This window comes from Mycobacterium spongiae, assembly GCF_018278905.1.
Classification (GTDB): domain Bacteria; phylum Actinomycetota; class Actinomycetes; order Mycobacteriales; family Mycobacteriaceae; genus Mycobacterium; species Mycobacterium spongiae.
The window spans coordinates 92,283-109,488 of sequence record NZ_CP046600.1; the positions used below are offsets into that span (position 1 = coordinate 92,283).

General features: G+C 67.2%; 6 protein-coding genes and 1 pseudogene. All 7 read right to left on the reverse strand.

Annotated features, from left to right (window positions below):
* Nucleotides 1–4 precede the first annotated feature (4 nt).
* The 7 genes and pseudogenes from F6B93_RS00425 to F6B93_RS23645 all read right to left on the reverse strand — a co-directional run bounded on the left by F6B93_RS00425 (nucleotide 5) and on the right by F6B93_RS23645 (nucleotide 17,175).
* Entirely contained in the window at nucleotides 5–3,754 is a 3,750-nt protein-coding gene (locus F6B93_RS00425; RefSeq protein WP_211697145.1) for a type I polyketide synthase, read from the reverse strand.
* 34 nt (nucleotides 3,755–3,788) lie between these two features.
* Nucleotides 3,789–5,570: a non-ribosomal peptide synthetase gene (locus tag F6B93_RS00430; RefSeq protein ID WP_211697146.1), complete on the reverse strand. Its 1,782-nt coding sequence runs from the start codon at nucleotides 5,568–5,570 to the stop codon at nucleotides 3,789–3,791.
* Nucleotides 5,570–8,701 carry a non-ribosomal peptide synthetase gene (locus F6B93_RS00435; protein WP_211697147.1) on the reverse strand — a complete coding sequence of 1,044 codons (3,132 nt, stop codon included), beginning with the start codon at nucleotides 8,699–8,701 and terminating at the stop codon, nucleotides 5,570–5,572. Before F6B93_RS00435 ends, F6B93_RS00430 begins: the two co-directional genes overlap by 1 nt.
* A gap of 201 nt (nucleotides 8,702–8,902) precedes the next feature.
* Entirely contained in the window at nucleotides 8,903–10,384 is a 1,482-nt protein-coding gene (locus F6B93_RS00440) for an MFS transporter (RefSeq protein ID WP_211697148.1), read from the reverse strand.
* A 578-nt stretch (nucleotides 10,385–10,962) separates the two neighbouring features.
* On the reverse strand, nucleotides 10,963–11,496 hold the full coding sequence (locus F6B93_RS00445; RefSeq protein WP_246540931.1) for a GNAT family N-acetyltransferase: 534 nt from the start codon (nucleotides 11,494–11,496) through the stop codon (nucleotides 10,963–10,965).
* Nucleotides 11,497–11,764: 268 nt separating this feature from the next.
* Nucleotides 11,765–12,199 carry a pyridoxamine 5'-phosphate oxidase family protein gene (locus F6B93_RS00450; RefSeq protein ID WP_211697149.1) on the reverse strand — a complete coding sequence of 145 codons (435 nt, stop codon included), beginning with the start codon at nucleotides 12,197–12,199 and terminating at the stop codon, nucleotides 11,765–11,767.
* A gap of 516 nt (nucleotides 12,200–12,715) precedes the next feature.
* Nucleotides 12,716–17,175, reverse strand: a pseudogene (locus F6B93_RS23645) (PE family protein).
* Between the last annotated feature and the right edge of the window lie 31 nt (nucleotides 17,176–17,206).

A 17,206-nucleotide genomic window follows, 5' to 3' on the forward strand; every position in this document is an offset into this window, starting at 1 on the left:
TGTGTCACGCCGCCGCGTCGGTGTGTCGAATCGCCTTGACATGCTTCGTGATGTGCTGGGCGAGCAGCTCCACGTTCGGGTTCAGGTTCATGGTGATGTGCGTTCCTGGTATCACGTCGCAGGTGTAGCGCCCGCGCACCAAAGGCCGCCACCCTTTGCCGTTGTCCCCGTTATTGATTCCGTCGCCGTCCTGCGCATCGTAGAAGTGAACGTCACAGGCAAGCGGGCTCGGACCGTAGGCCTTCGTGGCGGCGACATTGGACCGGAACATTCGCAGGAAGGATGCAACGCCGTCCTCGTCCGCCTGGTCCGCGTCGTGTTCGGCTGCCGACACCGAGTCCAGGACCATGCGATATTGGTCGACCTGTGACAGCGCCTGGAACTGTTCGGCCGGCTCGGCTGCCGGCGCCCTGCGGGTGATCAGATAGCTCAGCACCTCGCTATCGGACAGCAACGGTATCGAAGCGTTCGGCCGCGGTGAGTCCACCATGAACACGGTCGCGGTTTCGCCAGCGGCGAGGAGCTGTTGGGCCATCTCGTAGGCAACCACGCCCCCGAAGGACGCGCCGCCGAGCAGATACGGACCGTCACCCACCACTCGACGAATATCGCTCAGGTATCGGGATGCGATGTCTTGCACTGTCGAGTCATCGCGTTCACCTTCCCCGGGCAGCATCTCCACTCCGTACAGCGGCACCGACGGGGGCAGTGCCCGCGCCAGATCCCGGTAGAAGAACACATGGCCGCCGGCAGGATGAACGAAGAAGAGCGGTGTTTCACCGGTCAGATTCGGACCGGTCAGCCGCACAATGCGAGCCGGCAGATCTTCTTGGCCGCCGGCCGCGTCACGTTCGCGGGCTCCCAGAATGTCCTTGATCGTCGGCAACTCGTTGAGCCGACGGGGTGGAAACTCCTCCCCGAGTAACGCACCCGTTCGATGTGCGGCGCGAACCGCAAGCAACGAATCGCCACCCAGCTCGAAGAAGTCGTCGGTCACAGCGACGGTGTCCACGTCGAGTAGCTCGCGCCAGAGCTGCGAGAGCGCCTCGGCAAGATCCGATGTGGACCGGTCCGGGGTCGCGGCGCTACTCACGGCCGCCCGACGCGGCTGGCGGGTCTGCGGATCTTGTGGCTGTTGGTCGTCGACCAGTCGAAGGTCGCGATACGGGTAGGTCGGGAGCGCGACGCGGCGGCGACCGGTGCTGTGCGGCCGCCAGTCCACCGCTACCCCGCGTGACCAGCATTCGGCGACCGTACGGAGCAGCCCCGAGGGAGCCGAACTCCGCTGTTTCGTTGCGCCGAGTGTCTCGACGACGGCGGTGTCGGGAGCTTGATGCTTGACGATGTTGCGCGCATGTCGGGACAGGCTCGCTTCCGGACCGACCTCCACGAGCAGATTGTGGTCAACCGCGAGTGTGGACAGTGCGTCACTGAACGCAACGCTGTGCCGCAGCTGGTCGACCCAGTAGTCGACGCTTTCGAACTCGGTGTCGACCCAATTGCCGGTGCGGGAGGACACGATCGGAATTTGCGGCGCGCGCAACGTGATTCCGGCGAAACCCGCCCGGAAACGGTCCAGGATTTCGTCCATGTGCGGGCTGTGAGCCGCGAATCCGATGCCGAGACGCTTGCTCTCCACGTCGGCGGCGGTGAGAACCTCCGCCAACGCGTCGAGAGCTGGGCCGGCCCCGGCGACCACGATGTCGCTTGGCCCGTTGACGACCGCCACGGTCAGCTCGTCGCTGAGGAGCGGCCGCACCTGCTCCGCGGAGATGTGGGCGGCGAGCATGCCGCCGGGCTTGGTCTGCTGCATCAAATCTGTTCGAAGGGTAACCAGGCGCATCGCGTCGACCAGGGTCATCGAGCCTGCCACGGTCGCGGCGGCGTACTCGCCGAAGCTGTGTCCGAGTAGGGCGTGGGGCACGATGTTGCAGTCGATCAGCGTTTTGGCGAGCGCGTATTCGACGATGAGCAGGGCCGGCGCGCTGTGCTGGTGTTGGCTCCAATCGGCCCGCGGCCGCGCATGCACATAGTCGGCGATCTCTGTTACATCGGTGACCTCACGAAGTTCCGCGAGTGCCGATTCAACGTGGTGGTGAAACAGCGGACTGTGGCGATAGTCCGCCAGGTAGCGCACACCCTGGCCAGGGAACAGGAAGGCAACGTGGGGCTTCCGGCGCCCGTCGACCGCCTTTGCCGGCTCGGACAGCTGGTCGGCGGCCTCGCCGCAGTCGGCCGCAAGCACATACCGCCGGAATCGGTGTTCCTCGCGGCCCTCGTGCAGCGTAAAGGCTACGTCGGCGATCTGCTGGTCTACGTTGGCTTCGAGGTGAGCGGCGAGCTGAACCGATCGCCTGTGCAGGGCTTCGACGCTCGGCGCCGACACCGTGATCACCTCGACGACGGGATCCGGATCGGTGGGGGCGGAACACGGTTGAGTCGGCGCGGGTCCGACGATGACGTGGGCGTTGGCACCGCCGATGCCGAAGCTGCTCACACCCGCGAACGGCCGGTCTGTCGGCCAGGGCCGCAGCGCGGTGTTGACCTCGAAGCCCTTGCCCAGGTAAGTCGGATCCCCGCCGGAAAAGTGCAGGCTCGCAGGTATCTCCCGATGTTCGATCGCCAGCACGGTTCTGATCAGTCCGGCAATGCCAGCGGCTGTATCGAGGTGGCCCGTGTTGGTCTTGAGCGATCCGATCAGGATAGGGGCGTCGTTTTCGTCCGGCGAGTACGCCTCTTTCAGGCCGCTCAGCTCGACCGCATCGCCCAGTGGCGTTGCGGTGCCGTGAGTTTCGATGTAGCCAACCTGGGTGGGCGATATCCTTGCGGTCGCCAACGCGGTCTCGATGGCTTCCACTTGGCCCTCCGCACTCGGGGCGGTGAAGCCAATCTTCTCGGAACCGTCGTTGTTGACGCCGAACCCGTGGATGACGGCGCGAATGGCGTCGCCGTCCTCGAGGGCGCGGTCAAGTCTCTTGAGGACAACCACACCGGCGCCGTCACCGGGGACCGTGCCGGCAGCGTCGGAATCGAAGGCACGGCAATGACCGTCGGGCGACAAGATCATGCCGGGCCGGTAGAAGTAACCGACCGGCCGGCCGGCGGTGACGCCACCGGCCAGCATGATGTCGCTCTGGTCGGCGAGCAGCACCTGACAGGCCATGCACACGGCGACGAGTGACGTCGAGCAGGCCGTCTGCACCGAAAACGTGGGCCCGTGCAGATTCAACAGATATGCCACGCGCGTGGTGAGAAAGTCCGACCGCCACGCGATCGTCTGTTGCATCGCAGCGACAGGATCGTCTTCGCGTCGGGGGAGGTCTGACGGTGCTCCGCATCCGGCAACGAGGCCGATTCGTCCGAGGCGCCGGCTTTGCGAGCTGCTGCGCTGACGGCGTCGCGAGTCGTATCCGGCACTGTCGAGCGCGGCGTAAGCCTCCTCCAAGAACGTGAGGTGCTGCGGATCGGTCAGTTTGATTTCCGCCGGCTTGAGTCGGAACGGTTCGTGGTCGAATTGACCGACCCGAGGCATGACTCCGCGCCTGGGCACGTAGTTCTGATCGGTCACATCGTCGGCGTCGACACCCATCTCGAGCAGGGTGTCTTCGGACAGTGTCGAGATGCACTCATTGCCCTTGCGGACATGGTCCCAGAGTTCGTCCGGATTGGCGGCTTGCGGAAAGCGACCTGCCAGACCGATGATCGCGATGGCTTTGGTGGTGTCGGTTGTCGTGGTGTCGGCGGATGTTGTCATGATTCTTCCTAGCGAGAGTGTTTCGGATGAGAAATTAAGCGGCCGAGGGGTTCTGGCGAATGTGCTCGGCAATGTGGCGCACGGTGGGCAACTGCAGCAGCGCCATCAGGCTGACCTCGGCTGCGCATTCCTGTTGGACCATCGCCTGCACCCGGGCAAGCAGGAGGGAATCGCCGCCGATGTCGAAGAAGTGGTCATCGACGTCGACGCGGTCGATTTCAAGCAGCGTGGCCCAGATCCCCGCAATCGTGCGCTCGAGGCTCGCTCCGACGGGTGCTGCCGCACTGCGGGTTTCGGAGGGTGGGGTGGGGAACGCCTCCCGGTCGAGTTTGCCGTGGGGCGTCAGTGGGAAGGCGTCGACCGCCATGATGCGGGCCGGAACCAGTTGACTCGGAACCCGCTCGGCCATCCAGGTTTTGACCTCCTGCGGTTGGATCTGGGCGCCGGGGCGGATAACGATGTAGCCGATCAGCCGGTGGTCGTCGTTGTGGCCTTCGGAGATGACGACCGCGGCCTGTTCGACGTCAGGATGCTCAGCAAGAGCGGCCTCGATCTCACCGACCTCCACACGCATTCCCCGGATCTTGACCTGGTTATCGCCACGACCGATGAAGCCCAGCCGCCCGTCGGCCAGCCAGCGCACGATGTCGCCGCTGCGATAGACCACCCCGTCGTGCCCAAAGGGATCGTTGATGAATCGCTGTGCGGTGAGGTCGGGTTGGCCCAGATATCCGTGACCGACACCGTCCCCGCCGATAAGGAGCTCACCGGGTTCACCGGGCGGGCACAGCCGGAGTTGGTCATCGACGACATAGAGCCGGGCCCCGGCGACCGGGTAGCCGATCGGGGGGTGGCGATCATCGGAGCTAACCTCGCCGAACGTGGCGATGACCCCGGTCTCGGTCGGGCCGTAGGCGTTGACGATGCGCCGGGTCGGGCTGGCCCATTTGCCGACGACGTCGGCGCTGAGCCGGTCACCACCGGAGACCAGGTAGCGCAACGCCGGCAGGGGCCCGACGGGCAGCACCGCTAGCTCAGGCGGGGTGGAGTGGAACCACGTGATGTGGTGCTCGGTAAGGAAGTTCAGCTTCTCGATACCGGGGAGACGCACCTGCGGGCCGGCAATGACCAGGCGCGCACCGGCACACAGGGTCGGAAACGTCTCGAGCAAGCTGACGTCGAAACTTGGCCGCGCACATTGGGCTACCCGGTCATCGGGACCCAGCGTGAACATGTCGTCGTGGGCATCCACCACGTACGTCAGGTTCCCGTGGGTGAGCATTGCGGCTTTGGGTTTGCCGGTCGAGCCCGAGGTGTACAGCACATAGGCCAGCTTGGACCCGTCGAAGCGGGGCAGCGGCCGCGTCGGCGACGCGATGTCGTGGTAGGCCACGTTGATGACGTCCCCGGCAAACGACGTCAGGGCCGAGTGGGGCTCGCCCAGGGTGCATACTGCCGTCGGCGCGGCATCGGCGATGAGGTCTTCGAGTCGCTGACGGGGATGGCTGGAGTCGAGCGGCAGAAACGCTGCCCCTGCCTTCAGGATCCCGAGCATGGTGACCATCCACGCCACCGACGGCGCCACCAGGACGCCGACGATCTGGCCCTCGATCACCCCGGCGTGTTCGAGCGACTCAGCGACCTGGTCCGACCACAGGTCCAGCGTTTGGTAATCGACGCTGCTCGCTGAGTCTGTTACTGCGATTCGCTGCGGTGCCCGCCGGGCCTGGCTGCGAATCCTTTCCAGCACGCCATCGTCGCTGCCATGGCGATAACGAGTGATGAAATCGGCGTCTAGTGGGTGCGTTGTAGACATTACTTGGTTCCTATCTCAGTGAGGTTGGAATCGGGTGCCGCGATGGCGTTCGACAAGAAGTCGAGATAGCCATCCAGAATCGATTCGGCGGTCGTGTGATCGAACAGATCGGTCGCGTACGCGAGACAACATCTCGTGCCGTCTTCGGTTTCTTCGACTTGCATCCCCAGATCAAAGTTGGTTGTCCCGTTGTGGAATGGCGTCATCCGCACGGTCCAGCCGGGCGCGGGCTGCCGAGTCGGGACGTTCGCCGAGAACGAGATCTGGAACAGCGGGTTGACGCCTGGTCGCCGCTTGACCTTGAGCTTCTTGACGAGCAGCGCAAAGGGTGTGCCGGCGTGTGAATGCGCATCGAGGTAGTTCCGCCGGGTAGCAGCGACCAGTTCGCGGAAGCTGGTTTCGGCCGGGACGTCTTGACGGAGTGGAACGGCATTGACCAGGCAACCTACAAGTGAGTTCGTGCCTGGCGCCGTTCTGTTCGCCGAGATCGTCCCGATGGTGATGTCGTCTCTGCCTACGCTGCGCCGCACGAACCCGACGAAACCTGCGAGCATGACGGCGAATGATGTCGCTCCGGACTGCGCGCCAAGCTCACGTACCCCGGTGAGCAGCTCTGGGGATACCTCGCGAGCCAGGCGCGCCCCCGCATTCGTCCGGATTGCCGGGTGTGGTCGGTCCGAGGGCAACTCGGCCGGGATGGCGCCGTCGAGTTTGGTTTTCCACCATTGAATGTCTGGCTGGTGGTCCTTGGTGAAGCGTTGCCAGTGGGCGAAATCGGCCACGGTGTGGGACACCGGGGGGAGTTCGACGGGTCGTCCCGCGCGCGCTGCCTGGTAGGCCTGCGCCAATTCGGCGACAACGAGTCGACAGGACCAGTCGTCCAACAAGATGTGATGGAATCGGACAAGGACGTGATGTTCGTTGTTGCCCGTGTCGAAGACATCGATGCGGACCAGCGGACCATTGGCCAGATCGAACGGCTCGCGGGCTTTCGCCGCCGCGATACGGGCCCAGTCGCTACCGCGGCAGTCGTGGACAATCACGGGCACCGTGGCGTTCTCGTGCACCATACGCCGCGATTCGCCGAGCACTGTCGGATAGCTGGTGCGAAAGGCCTCGTGGCGTTGGACAAGCGCGTCGACCGCCTGTTGAAACGCCTGGGTGTCCAGCGACGCGTGAATCGTGATCTCGAAGCACTCCGCGTGAATTGCCGAGTCTGGAACAAGTCGGGCGAGAAACGTGAATTGTTCCTCCATCGTCGACAAACTCGACGCATGACTCTCGGGGCACTGGCCGATTGTCGAATCCCCTTGCTGCTCTCGGTGATCGACTAGTTCGGCGAGCTCGGCAAGTGATCCCACTTCAAGGAGCTCGCTGAATGTGATAGTCACTGACCGCGCGGCGCTGAGTGCGGCGAGAATACTGGCAGCGCCGATCGATGTCCCGCCCAATGCGAGAAAGTTGTCATCCCGGCCGGGGTCGACGCCGTCTGGTAGTGCGGCGGCCCACGCCCGTGCGATCAACTCCTCGGTGGGGCCGATTGGCGCGACTTTCGACTCGGCGATCTCCGGCGGTGGGCTGGGGAAGGCTTTTCGGTCGAGTTTGCCGCTATGGGTCAGTGGGAAGGCGTCGACCGCCATGACGCGGGTGGGAACCAGCTGAGTCGGAACACGATCGGCCATCCAGGTCTTGACCTCGTGCGCTTCGATACGCGCACCGGGACCAACCACGATGTAGCCGATCAGATGGTGCTCGCCGTTGCGACCGTCGTGAACGACGACCGCGGCCTGTTCGACGTCGGGATGCTCGGCAAGAGCGGCCTCGATCTCGCCGATCTCCACGCGCATGCCGCGGATCTTGACCTGGTTGTCGCCGCGGCCAATGAAGCCCAGCCGCCCGTCGGCCAGCCAGCGCACGATGTCGCCGCTGCGATAGACCAGCCCGCCGTCCCCAAAGGGGTCGTCGATGAAGCGCTGGGTGGTCAGGTCGGGTTGGCCCAGATATCCACGACCGACGCCGTCCCCGCCGATAAGGAGCTCACCGGGTTCACCGGGCGGGCACAGCCGGAGTTGTTCGTCGACGACGTAAAGCCGGGCACCGTTGACCGGGTAGCCGATGGGCGGCTGGCGATCATCGGGTGCGACTTCCCCGAACGTGGCGATGACCCCGGTCTCGGTGGGACCGTAGGCGTTGACGATGCGCCGGGTCGGGCTGGCCCATTTGCCGACGACGTCGGCGCTGAGGCGGTCACCACCGGAGACCAGGTAGCGCAACGCCGGCAGCGGCCCGACGGGCAGCACGGCCAACTCGGGCGGCGTGGCGAATAGCCAAGTGATGTGTTGGTCGATAAGGAAGTTCAGCTTCTCGATACCGGGGAAACGCACCCGTGGCCCTGCAATGACCAGGCGCGCACCAGCGCACAACGTCGGAAACGTCTCAAGCAAGCTGGCATCGAAACTTGGTCGCGCACATTGGGCTACCCGATCATCGGGACCCAGGGCGAACACATCGTCGTAAGCATCCACCACGTAGTTCAGGTTTTGATGCGTGAGCATTGCGGCTTTGGGTTTGCCGGTCGAGCCCGAGGTGTACAAGACATAGGCCAGCTTGGACCCGTCGAAGCGGGGCAGCGGCCGCGTCGGCGAAGCGATGTCGCGGTAGGCCACGTCGATGACGTCCCCGGTAAACGACGTTAGGGCCGGGTGGGGCTCGCCGAGGGTGCACACCGCCGTCAGAGCGGCGTCGGCGATGAGGTCTTCGAGTCGCTGACGGGGATGGCCGGTGTCCAGCGGCAAAAATGCCGCTCCGGCCTTCAGGATCCCGAGCATGGTGACCACCCACGCCACCGACGGCGTCACCAGGACACCGACGATCTGGCCCTCGATGACCCCAGCGCGCTCAAGCGACTCAGCGACCTGGTCCGACCATAGGTCCAGCGTTTGGTAATCGACGTTGCTGGCCGAGTCTGTTACCGCAATTCGCTGTGGTGCGCGCCTGGCCTGCCTCCGAATCCTTTCCAGCACATCGTGCCCCAACGCCAGCCGATCGGGACGGTCGCACTCTGTAGTTGTTCCAAAGCCGCTATTAGTAGCCACATTTTCGACGAAAGCGGTCGACTTGTTCGTGCTCACTTCTGATCACATCCTTTTTGCCGCACGCATCAACTTCACGTGTAGAGATATCTGGGTTTGGCTTTGCGCCGATCGACTCAGAGCTGGGAACGAGCCAGTAATGCCCTGCCGCGAATTCCAGCTCACTGCAAGGCGCTTGAGTTGCAAGCGCATGTTCTTCTGCTGGCCTTTGATGCGAGACCAGCGCTGGGGATGCGGCCCCTAGGGTGGTTGCATATCAACGCCGATTGGCGTGGGTACCGCACCGCCTGACGGCTGAGCCAGGCTATGGGCCAAAGGCAAGCACAGCCCGGAGCCGATGACAACGATTATCGCCGTAGTTGCAGCAATCGCCGGCCGTCCGCCATACATCAGACCCGCAGAGCCCAAGAGTGGGGCGATAACCGCGGCGAGCGCTCGCGCAGCCGACCATATTCCGTGGTAGCGCCCAGCCTGGCCGGCCGGAGCGATCCGGTGCACGACACCGGCACTAACACCGAACCAGGCAATCTCCGCAGGCGCGCACGCGATTGCGGCCACACCGAAGCCAACACGGGATTCGGTGAACACCACGGCCGCCATGCAGATGCCGACCCAGACCGCGGCTGCCGCCAAAATGTCAACGCGCGGAACGACTTCGATTCTTCTGCTCACCCACGGCCCGATCAACGGGGTGAGTGCGACCACGGTCACAGCATTGCCCAGCAGCGCCCAACCATACGTACCGACTCCCAGGCTCGACTCGGAAATCAGCATGGGCATGGTTGTGAACAAACCCATGAATGCGATAAGGGTCGCCAGGCTCGAGAAGAACAGCAGGACAAGCCGTTTGTCAGAAAAGCCGTATCGATAGCCGGCCTGCCCGACTGACGCAATGCCGCGCCCCGCAGCCGGAATGAATAGCGCCACCACGGCCAACCCAGCGCACGCAATAGCGTTGATCCAGTAAAGAATCGGAGCGCCAAACCAGCCGGCAAGCACGCCACCAACTCCGCCGGCGATTGCCATGGCCGCGTTGGTCAGGCCGTAGCGCCAGGTATCGATCTTCACCCGCCGCAGCGGTTCGGCGACCAACTCGGCAATGGCGGCACCCAACACCGGACGCGGCGCGTCGTGAACCAAACCGACGACCAGCGCCCCGATCACCAACGCCAACAGGCTGCGGGCCTGCGCTAGCATCGCCAGCGCGCCGGCAGCCAGCAGCATCGTGCTCACCAGCGCCATGCGCGCCCCGAAACGGTCGACCAGCGACCCACAAACCAACAGTCCGATCGCCCAGCCCAATCCAAAAGTCGCCGAAACGATCCCGAAGGCCGCAGCCTTATAGCCCAACCCCGCGACAAGGAAAACGAGGAAAGGATAGGCAAACCCCGCCAACCGCAGCACCAGACTGCCACCCAGCAACAGCCAAAGCACCGCGGGATACCCCGCGAGCATCGACGTATTCAAACCACCGACAGCTTGAGCCGGTCCGAAGGAGCGATCAGTCGGAGCTTCGAAATCGGAAATCATCACCGTTGCGTGCTCGGCGTTGACGATCCGCCGTGATTCGGCGAGCACCGTCCGGTTGCTGGTGTTGCCGGTACTGCCGCGGTCGATAAGTACGTCGGCATGTGCCGGCGGTTTGGCGCGCTCGACACTCTCGCTTCCGTCCGATGTCCGCGAACGGAAGTCAACCTTCAGTGGCATCTTGGCCGCGCACACGCGAGCCTCCCAGAGAGAGATGGGATACGTTTTAGTATGGAACTGCATTCAGGATATGGCCTGTGCGCGTCGATTGGCTGTATCGCGCTTGTGCGCTACCTGTGACCTCGCTGTGCACGTATCGACAGATGGACGTAGTTGACCGATCGGCTGCACGCGATCAAGCCGAGGGCGCAGTGCATCGCATTGGGATGCGCCACCGGCCGTCGTGGCGCTCGGCCAAACCGGCAACCTTGGGGACAGCGAACGGCAAATATCAAGGGCAACAATCCTATTCAGGGTAGCAGCGCCAGAAGGAGTGCGGATGGGACGTCAAAAGTGATGGCACCGCAGTTCAACCGTCCGGAACGTGCCACGGAAAACAGGAACCAATAGGTCGTTGGCCATTGAGGTTCTCAAGTTCGGTACGCGGGCGGAGGTGCGCCGGATCACTGGGGCCTCGCGACGACCGATCTGATCAGTGAGGCGACGTGGCGACCATTCAGGTGGTACCGCCCGATTGCGCTCGCGGTGTCCAGGACGGCACCGACCCTGTCGTCATCCTCGGTGACAACGGCACCAGGCAAGACACGCTACGTTCAGACATCGGCCCTGAAGTCACACGCGAGCAGTTCCATCAACAGTCCGTCGCGATACCCATCGTCTGGCGTGCGTTCGTACTGGCGCATCACACCGACGCGTCGGAATCCACACTGCTCGTAACACCGAATCGCTGCAACATTGTCTATCGCCGGATCGATCGTCACCCGGTGATGGCCGACGTCAGTGAACAACCACCGCAACAACGTGCGCAGCGCATCGCTGCCATAGCCCCGGCGGTGATAGTCGGGATGGACAAACATGTCGATGCCCGCGAACCGAACGACGGGGTCGCAAACCTGATGCCACTGAATCATGCCCACCAGGTCGCCGCCGGCGACAATCGCCAACAGCTGATGATCGAGCTTGGCCAGGTCACCTTCGGGATCGGGCCAGCCACCCTCCCACCATCGAGCCACCTCAGCGGTGTTCAACGCGCGCCGAAAAGCTGGGGCGTCGGCAATCGTCGCCCGTCGCAACACCACACGCTGGCCATACAACTCCACGTTGCCCACCGCCTCAGGCTGCCCCATCAATTCGACCGAATAGTAGGCATGACCTAGATAGACCCGGCAGCCACCCAGCCTGCTCAGGGTCGGTTCAACTACCAGTCGCTCCTGGGGCCGAAACCTCCGTTCTGGGGCGTGCGGCCCGTAGCCACGGCACGGTTGGCCACGCCCGGGCAATCCTGAGGTGCCTGCAAGTACTGTCAGTGCCCGCATTATTCGATGCCGAAGCCGCCGCGATGATCATCGACGGCCCGATCATCGCGATGGGGCCGGCCGCCGGCGTGAGCTAGGCCTATTCCGACGGTGAACTCGAGTAATCCCAAGACACGGTTCTCAGGGGCGTCATGCGGATATACGCGACGCCCGGTCTGGGTGCGGTGGGCCATTCGGCCTCCGGCACGCCCCGTGCCCGGGCGCCTTCCCGTGACAGCTGAAGTGCTTCGCGTGGGTCCCGAACGATGCGGGCGTGACCTTGGAACATCACTCCGCGGATATCTGCCATGGTGGTGCCGTCCTCGAGCAAGACACTCACGTTCGGGTTGCTCTCGATGTTGGCAACTTTGCGCGTCGCATCCCGCACGCCCATGATGATGTCGCGGCCAAGGCGAAAATATCCAAGGGGTACGGTGTGCGGGAACCCATCGGTGTCGATGGTGCTAAGCATCGCCCAGCCGGGGCGGCTATCGAGATACGCCTGAATTTGCTCGTCGCTCAGTGCTCGCGGCATCAAAACAGGGTAGCAAGACCGAAATCCGTTCCGGGCGTGGCGGTTCGTCGAGGTCCAAAGTGACTAGGTCAGCGAGTGCTTTGTCATCGGATCATCCGGCGGCGGGGCCGGAATCACTGTGAGACAACGGAAAACGCACAGATATAGACAGCCGGGATGACTCTCTCGATGGGAACTTACAAGCTTTGTAGGTTCTCACGCGCCGCTTCCCGACCCACGCGCGGGATCGCCACCGAAGTGATCTCATCGAGCCGCAACAACCGGCAGGGACGCAGCCCATCCAGGGAATGGGTCTTCATTCGCTCGCCGGACGGCCCCTGAACTTTCGACGGTGCGACGACCCCACATCGAACCCCAGCACGGGTCGGCGCCGATACAGACCGAAACCCGTCGGACCGGCTTCATCCGCCACCGCCACCGGGCCGGCCCCGCTCCCCACCGGGTAACCCACGAACATGGGTACGCGAGGCCCCGGCCCGCACCTCCGACAAGACGCCGACGGTCACCCCATAGTGTCTAGGCGGCGGGTCCGCCGTCACCGCCGGTACCGCCCTGGCCACCGGCGCTGCCGTCCGCGGGGTCGCCGCCCATGCCCTCGTCGCCCTCTCCGCCGCTACCGGCGCCGCCGTCACCGCCTTTACCGCCGGCACCGCCGACACTGTTGCCGGCGTTGGCGCCGCCGGTGCCGCCACCACCGCCTGTCGCGCCGTTGGCGCCGGTCCCGGTGGTGCTGGCGCCGCCGTTGCCGCCGTCACCGCCGCGACCACCCAGACTCAAGCCGTCGGCGTTGTCTCCGCCGTTGCCGCCGTCGGTGGCCGCGCCGGCGGCCCCGGCAACCCCGTCGCTGTCGCCGCCGTTGCCGCCGGCACCGCCGACACCGCCGCGACTGTTGCCGTTGGTGTTGTCGTCGCGGCCGTCAGCGGCCAGACCGCCGTCACCGCCGTCGCCGCCGGCGGTCGCCCCGAATCCGCCGTCGCCGCCAGAACCGCCGGCACCGCCGAAACTGCCGCCAGAGTTGACGCCCGGGGTGCCGCCGTTGCCGCCCATCGCGCCGTTGGCGCCGGCCCCGGTGGTACTGGCGCCGCCGTCACCGCCGTCGCCGCCGCGACCGCCGAAACTGGTTGATCCGGCGTTGTCTCCGCCGTTGCCGCCGGCGGTGGCCGCGCCGGCGGCCCCGGCTGTCCCGTCGCTGTCGCCGCCGTTGCCGCCGTCTCCGCCGTTGCCGCCGGCACTGTTGCCCGTGGTGTTGTCGTCGCGGCCGTCAGCGGCTTCACCGCCGTCACCGCCGTCGCCGCCGGCGGTGGCCCCGAATCCGCCGTCACCGCCAGAACCGCCGGCACCGCCGCGACTGCTGCCGGAGTTGGCACCGGCGGTGCCGCCGTTGCCGCCCGTCGCGCCGGCGCCGCCGGTCCCGGTGGTGCTGGCGCCGCCGTCACCGCCGTCGCCGCCGCGACCGCCGGAACTGGTTGATCCGGCGTTGTCTCCGCCGTTGCCGCCGGCGGTGGCCGCGCCGGCGGCCCCGGCTGTCCCGTCGCTGTCGCCGCCGTTACCGCCGTCACCGCCGTCACCGCCGCCACTGAAGCCGCTGGTGTTGTCGTCGCGGCCGTCAGCGGCCAGACCGCCGTCACCGCCGTCGCCGCCGGCGGTGGCCCCGAATCCGCCGTCACCGCCAGCACCGCCGGCACCGCCGAAACTGCTGCCGGAGTTGGCGCCGGCGGTGCCACCGTTGCCGCCCGTCGCGCCGTTGGCGCCGGCTCCGGTGGTGCTGGCCCCGCCGTCACCGCCGTCACCGCCGCGACCACCCTGACTTGTGATTCCGGCGTTGTCGCCGCCAGTGCCGCCGTCAGCGGCTGCGCCGGCGGCGCCGGCTGTCCCGTCGCTGTCGCCGCCGTTACCGCCGTCACCGCCGCGACCGCCGACACTGCGGCCGGCGGTGTTGTCGTCGCGGCCGTCAGCGGCCAGACCGCCGTCACCGCCGTCGCCGCCGGCGGTGGCCCCGAATCCGCCGTCACCGCCGGAACCGCCGGCACCACCGGTACTGCTGCCGGAGTTGGCGCCGGCGGTGCCACCGTTGCCGCCCGTCGCGCCGTTGGCGCCGGCCCCGGTGGTGCTAGCGCCGCCGTCACCACCGTCACCGCCGCGACCACCGACACTGATTGCGGCGTTGTCGCCGCCGGTGCCGCCGTCGGTGGCTGCGCCAGCGGCCCCGGCAACCCCGTCGCTGTCGCCGCCGTTACCGCCGTCACCGCCGCCACCTCCGAGGCTGGTGCCGTTGGTGTTGTCGTCGCGGCCGTCAGCGGCCAGACCGCCGTCACCGCCGTTGCCGCCGGCGCTGGCGCCGAATCCGCCGTCACCGCCGGAACCGCCGGCACCGCCGATGCTGCTGCCGGAGTTGGCGCCGGCGGTGCCGCCGTTGCCGCCCGTCGCGCCGTTGGCGCCGACCCCGGTGGTGCTGGCGCCGCCGTCACCACCGTTACCGCCGCGACCACCCTCACTGACTCCGGCGTTGTCGCCGCCGGTGCCGCCGTCGCTGGCCGCACCCGCGGCCCCGGCTGTCTCGTCGCTGGCACCGCCGTTGCCGCCGTCACCGCCGTCGCCGCCGGCACTGGTGCCGTTCGTGTTGTCGTCGCGGCCGTCAGCGGCCAGACCGCCGTCACCGCCGTCGCCGCCGGCGCTGGCGCCGAATCCGCCGTCACCGCCGTCACCGCCGGCACCGCCGAAACTATTGGTGGAGTTGGCGCCGGGGGTGCCGCCGTTGCCGCCGTTGGCGCCGTTGGCGCCGATCCCGGTGGTGCTGGCGCCGCCGTCACCGCCGTTACCGCCACGACCACCGAAACTGCCGACGGCGTTGTCGCCGGCGTTGGCGCCGTCGGTGGCCGCACCCGCTGCCCCGGCTGTCCCGTCGCTGTCGCCGCCGTTGCCGCCGTCACCGCCGCGACCGCCGGTACTGTTGCCGGTGGTGTTGTCGTCGCGGCCGTCAGCGGCCAGACCGCCCGTGCCGCCGTCACCGCCGGCGGTGGCCCCGAATCCGCCGTCACCGCCAGACCCGCCGGCACCGCCGGCACTGTTGGTGGAGTTGGCGCCGGCGCTGCCGCCGTTGCCGCCCGCCGCCCCGTTGGCGCCGGTCCCGGTGGTGCTGGCGCCGCCATCCCCACCTTCACCGCCGAAACCACCGAAACTGGTCAATCCGGCGTTGTCGCCGCCGTTGGCGCCGTCGGCGGCCGCGCCGGCGGCCCCGGCGCCTCCGTGGCTGTCGCCGCCGTTGCCGCCGTCACCGCCGTCCCCGCCGATACTGTTGCCGTTGGTGTTGTCGTCGAGGCCGTCAGCGGCTAGACCGCCGGTGCCGCCGTCCCCGCCGGCGGTGGCGCCGAATCCGCCGTCACCGCCCGAACCGCCGTCACCACCGACACTGCTGAGGGAGTTGGCGCCGGGGGCGCCGCCGTTGCCGCCCATCGCGCCGTTACCGCCGGTCCCGGTGGTGCTGGCGCCGCCGTCACCGCCGTCACCGCCGCGACCACCGATACTGAAGCCGTCGGTGTTGTCGCCGCCAGCGCCGCCGTGGCCGCCGCGACCGCCGAGGCCGCCGTCACCGCTGATCGCACCGCCAGCACCGCCGGTGCCGCCGGCACCGCCGCGACCACCGAAACTGAGGCCGACGGCGTCGTCGGGGCCGCTGGCGCCGGTGCCGCCGACTCCGCCGGCCCCGCCGTCGCCGACCAACCCGCCAGCACCGCCGTTACCGCCGGCACCGCCATCGGTGCCGGTGGCCGTGGCGTCGGCTCCGTTGCCGCCGTTGCCGCCGTTACCCCCACTGGTCGTTTGCCCCGCTGCGCCGTTGGCGCCGATAAGACCGCCACGCCCACCGGCCCCACCAGCACCGGGGTTCCCACCATCGCCACCGTCACCGCCGCGACCAGCATTGAGGGTGATGTCGCCGTTGGCACCCTGACCGCCGTCACCCCCGAAGCCACCGGCACCACCCGTACCACCAGCACCGAACAACCACCCACCGTTACCGCCGGCCCCACCGGCCCCACCGGCAGCGCCGTCAGTGCCCCCCGCCCCAGCGTCGCCCCTTGATCACCGGCGGCGCCGGCCGCGCCAGCACCACCCACTCCGCCGTTGCCGATCACCACCGCGCTGCCGCCGCTACCGCCGGCACCCGCGCCAGCACCGCCACCCCCGGCCCCACCCGCACCGCCGTCGCCGTAGAACAACCCGCCGCGGCCACCACCCCCACCGGTGCCACCGCTGCCGCCCACCGCAGCGCCGGTCCCGCCGAGGCCACCGGCCCCGCCATGACCGAACAACCCCACCGCCGCGCCGCCAGCCCCCCCGATCCCGCCGGCACCGACGCTGCCCACGCCCCCGAGCCCACCGACACCACCATCGCCCAGCAGCCACCCACCGGCCCCACCGGCACCGCCCGCCGCGCCCACGGCGCCTGTCCCGCCGGCCCCACCACGGCCACCATGGCCGATCAACCCCGCAGCCCCACCAGCACCACCGACCTGTCCGGGTGCCCCGGACCCGCCGGCCCCGCCATTGCCGAACAGGATCCCACCGGCCCCCCCGTTGGCCCCGGTACCTGCCGCTCCGTCGGCGCCGTTACCGATCAACGGGCGCCCCAACAAGAATTGGGTGGGGGCGTTGATGACCGCGAGCAGGTCGTGTTCGACGCTTTGCGCAGAGGCGTTGAGCGCCTCAGCACCCGCATACGCCCCCCCAGCGCTGGCCAGCGCCTGGACGAACCGGTGATGAAACCCTGCCACCTGGGTGCTGAGCACCTGATAGTCGCGGGCGTGCGCGGAAAACAGCGCCGCGATGGCCGCCGACACCTCATCGGTGCCGGCGGTCAACACCGTCGTTGTGCTCGCCGCCGCGGCGGCATTAGCCGCACTGATCGTCGAACCAAGACCGGCCAGATCTGTTGCCGCCGTGGCGATAACCTCCGGGGACGCGATCACCAAAGACATCCGATACCTTCCACACCCGTCATGACCACGG

Excerpts from the sequence above, each read along its gene's own strand:
- F6B93_RS00425 (WP_211697145.1), bottom strand. The coding sequence starts at position 3,754 with ATGACAACATCCGCCGACACCACGACAACCGACACCACCAAAGCCATC.
- F6B93_RS00430 (WP_211697146.1), bottom strand. The coding sequence starts at position 5,570 with ATGTCTACAACGCACCCACTAGACGCCGATTTCATCACTCGTTATCGC.
- F6B93_RS00445 (WP_246540931.1), bottom strand. The coding sequence starts at position 11,496 with ATGGGGCAGCCTGAGGCGGTGGGCAACGTGGAGTTGTATGGCCAGCGT.
- F6B93_RS00450 (WP_211697149.1), bottom strand. The coding sequence starts at position 12,199 with ATGCCGCGAGCACTGAGCGACGAGCAAATTCAGGCGTATCTCGATAGC.